Genomic DNA, 3,335 nt, shown 5'->3' on the forward strand with positions numbered 1-3,335 from the left:
GGCGGACGCTCACGCGGGCGCCGGCGGCGCCCGGGGGCCGCCGCCTCCGGCGTCCCGTAGCCGATCAGCACGTTGCCCGATCCCGTTCCGGCGCGCTCCTCCTCGCGGTAGCGCTCCCCCTCAGCCGACGCCTTCGCGGCGGCCCCGGAACCGGACGCGGCCCCGGCCTCGGCCCCGGAACCGTCGGTCACGCTGATCAGGGGGCGCCCGACCTCCATGACCCGGCCCTCCTCGCCGTGCAGCTCGCTGACGGTGCCCGCGAAGGGGGAGGGGACCTCCACGATCGACTTGGCGGTCTCCACCTCCACGATCGGCTGGTCCACGGCCACGGTGTCGCCGACGGCCACGAGCCAGCGCACCACCTCGGCCTCGGTGAGCCCCTCGCCCAGGTCGGGGAGGTCGAAGGTCTGCGTCGTCACTGGTCCTCCCACTGAAGGTCGTCGACGGCGTCCAGGATCCGGTCCACGCCCGGGAGCTGGAAGCGCTCCAGCTTCGGCGGCGGGAAGGGGATGTCGAAGCCGGTGACGCGGCGCACCGGAGCGGCCAGGGAGTGGAAGCAGCGCTCGGTCACCCGCGCGACGATCTCCGAGGCGACGCTGGCGTACCCGCTGGCCTCGGCGACCACGACGGCGCGCCCGGTGGAGCGGACCGCCTCGCACACGGTGGCGTCGTCGAAGGGGACGAGGGAGCGCACGTCCACCACCTGGAGGCTGCGGCCCTCCTGGGCGGCGGCCTCGGCCGCCTCCAGCGCGGTGGGCACCGAGGGGCCGTAGGCGATGAGGGTGGCGTCGGTGCCGGGGCGGCGCACCACGGCGCGACCGATGGGCGGCTCGGGCGCGGACAGGTCGACCTCGTCCTTGCCCCAGTAGAGCTTCTTGGGCTCCATGAACACGACCGGGTCGTCGGAGGCGATCGCCCCGCGCAGCAGGAAGTAGGCGTCGGCGGGCGTGGACGGGGTGACCACGGTCAGGCCGGGCGTGTGGGCGTAGTAGGCCTCGGAGGAGTCGCAGTGGTGCTCGACGCCGCCGATCCCGCCCGCGTAGGGGACGCGGATGACCATGGGCAGCCCGACCCGGCCGCGGGTGCGGTTGCGCGTCTTGGCCACGTGGCTGACGATCTGCTCGAAGGCCGGGTAGGCGAACGCGTCGAACTGCATCTCCACCACGGGGCGCATGCCGTTCATCGCCATGCCGACGGCCATGCCCACGATCCCGGACTCGGCGAGCGGGGTGTCGAAGCAGCGGTCCTCGCCGAACTCGGCGGTGAGGCCGTCGGTGATGCGGAAGACGCCGCCGAGGGGGCCGACGTCCTCGCCGAAGACGTACACCGCCGGGTCCTCGGCCATGGCGTCGCGCAGGGCCCGGTTGAGGGCCTGGGCCATGGAGAGCTTGGTGGGGTCGGTCGCCATGTCAGTTGCCCTCTCTGCTCAGTTCGTCGGCCAGGAAGGCGGCCTGCTCGTCCAGCTGCGGCGTGGGGGTCGCGAACACGTGCGCGAACAGTTCGGCGGGCTCGGGGTCGGTGTCCCTGGTGACGCCCTCGCGCATGGCGGCGGCCACGGCCTCCGCGTCCTCGGCGATGCGCGCCTTGCGGGCCTTGGTGAGGACGCGCTTCCTGGTGAGGTAGGCCTCCATGCGCAGCAGGGGGTCGCGGGCCTCCCAGGGGTCGACCTCCTCCTGGGTGCGGTACCGGGTGGCGTCGTCGGCGTTGGTGTGCGCCTGCATGCGGTAGGTGTGCGCCTCCACGAGCTGGGGGCCCTCGCCCGCCCGCGCGGCGGCCACGGCCCGGTCCAGCACGGCGAGCACCGCGGGGGTGTCGTTGCCGTCCACCCGTTCCGCGTTCACCCCGTAGCCGACGCCCTTGTGGGCGAGCGAGGGGGCGGCGGTCTGGCGGGCCAGGGGGACGGAGATGGCGTACTCGTTGTTCTGCACGAAGAAGACCACCGGGGCCCGGAACACCGCCGCGAAGTTCAGCGCCTCGTGGAAGTCGCCCTCGCTGGTGGCGCCGTCGCCGCACATCGCCATGACCACGGTGTCCTCACCGCGCAGGCGGGCGGCGTGCGCGACGCCCACCGCGTGCAGGAGCTGGGTGGCCAGCGGCGTGGCCTGCGGGGCCACGCGGTGCGCGTAGGGGTCGTAGCCCGAGTGCCAGTCGCCCTTGAGCAGGGTGAGCACCTGCACCGGGTCCACCCCGCGCGCGACCACGGCGGCGGTGTCGCGGTAGGTCGGGAAGAGCCAGTCGCCCTCCGCCAGGGCCAGGGCCGCGCCCGTCTGGCAGGCCTCCTGCCCGTGCGAGGAGGGGTACACGGCCAGGCGGCCCTGCCGCACGAGGGCGCTGGCCTGGTCGTTGACGCGGCGGCCGATCACCAGGGAGGTGTACGCGGCGAGCAGCCGCTCCCGGTCCGGGAACGGCAGGGCGGCCCCGTCCACCGGGCTTCCGGTCTCGTCGAGCAGCCGGACCGGCTGCTCGGAGGGGAGAAGGTCCCGGTCATCAGCCATGGCGCCAGCCTCCTGTGTCAGAAAGATGTGTTCAGACACATGGTGCTGTTCATTGCCATCTGTTCGCCACAACCGCGCAAAACTCAAGAAAACGTCGAGGATTTCACGCAGAATACTGGCCAAACGCCCAACCGTGTGACCCAGAACACCCCCCGGCGTGGACAAGTGGCCCGCGCCACCGCGCCGCGTCCGCGCGCGGGCGCGAAGCGGCGCCGGGGTGGTTAGCCTGGGGCGGTACCGAGCCGCTGCGCACACCACACCACCGGGAAAGAGGGGGCCTCGTGAGCGACGAGCGCGAGAACCTGGACTACGGGCTCTTCGGCACCGCGATCCGCGACCTGGCCCACGCGATCGCCGACGACGGGTTCGAACCCGACATGATCCTCTCCATCGCGCGCGGCGGCCTCTTCGTGGCGGGCGGTCTGGGATACGCGCTGGACGTGAAGAACCTGCACGTGATGAACGTGGAGTTCTACACCGGGGTCGGCACCACCCTCGACATGCCCGTCATGCTCCCCCCGGTGCCCAACGCGGTCGACCTCAGCAGCAAGAGGGTCCTGGTCGCCGACGACGTCGCGGACACCGGCAGAACGCTCAGGCTCGTCCACGACTTCTGCGCCGAGCACGTCGCCGAGGTCCGCAGCGCGGTCATCTACGAGAAGCCGCGGTCCCTGGTCAAGTGCGAGTACGTGTGGCGGCACACCGACCGGTGGATCAACTTCCCCTGGTCGGTGGAGCCCCCGGTGGTCAGCCGCCCGGACCAGGTCCGCGACGCCTGACCGCACCCGGCCGCCGCACGGCCCCGCGCGGCCGTCCTCCTCCCTCGCCCGAACCGCGGGG

4 protein-coding genes are annotated in these 3,335 nt (G+C 72.8%); 1 reads left to right on the forward strand and 3 read right to left on the reverse strand.

Features of this window, described 5'->3' with window-relative positions; translation table 11 throughout:
* From DQW06_RS25360 to pdhA, 3 genes are all read right to left on the reverse strand, one after another.
* The coding region (locus tag DQW06_RS25360) for a biotin/lipoyl-containing protein (protein ID WP_304598563.1) at nucleotides 1-419 on the reverse strand (419 nt) is incomplete at its 3' end.
* Entirely contained in the window at nucleotides 416-1,408 is a 993-nt protein-coding gene (locus tag DQW06_RS25365; RefSeq protein WP_013151085.1) for an alpha-ketoacid dehydrogenase subunit beta, read from the reverse strand. The genes DQW06_RS25365 and DQW06_RS25360, both read right to left, overlap by 4 nt.
* A gap of 1 nt (nucleotide 1,409) precedes the next feature.
* Nucleotides 1,410-2,495: a pyruvate dehydrogenase (acetyl-transferring) E1 component subunit alpha gene (pdhA, locus tag DQW06_RS25370; RefSeq protein ID WP_013151084.1), complete on the reverse strand. Its 1,086-nt coding sequence runs from the start codon at nucleotides 2,493-2,495 to the stop codon at nucleotides 1,410-1,412.
* 281 nt (nucleotides 2,496-2,776) lie between these two features.
* Here pdhA and DQW06_RS25375 point away from each other — a divergent pair, with 281 nt between their 5' ends.
* Nucleotides 2,777-3,274, forward strand: a complete 498-nt coding sequence (locus DQW06_RS25375; RefSeq protein WP_013151083.1) for a phosphoribosyltransferase — start codon at nucleotides 2,777-2,779, stop codon at nucleotides 3,272-3,274.
* Nucleotides 3,275-3,335 lie beyond the last annotated feature (61 nt).

Source organism: Nocardiopsis sp. TNDT3 (assembly GCF_003427465.1).
Classification (GTDB): Bacteria; Actinomycetota; Actinomycetes; order Streptosporangiales; family Streptosporangiaceae; genus Nocardiopsis; species Nocardiopsis dassonvillei.

What these genes read in the sequence shown, in the direction of transcription:
- DQW06_RS25365 (WP_013151085.1), bottom strand. Translation starts at nt 1,408, where the DNA reads ATGGCGACCGACCCCACCAAGCTCTCCATGGCCCAGGCCCTCAACCGG.
- pdhA (WP_013151084.1), bottom strand. Translation starts at nt 2,495, where the DNA reads ATGGCTGATGACCGGGACCTTCTCCCCTCCGAGCAGCCGGTCCGGCTG.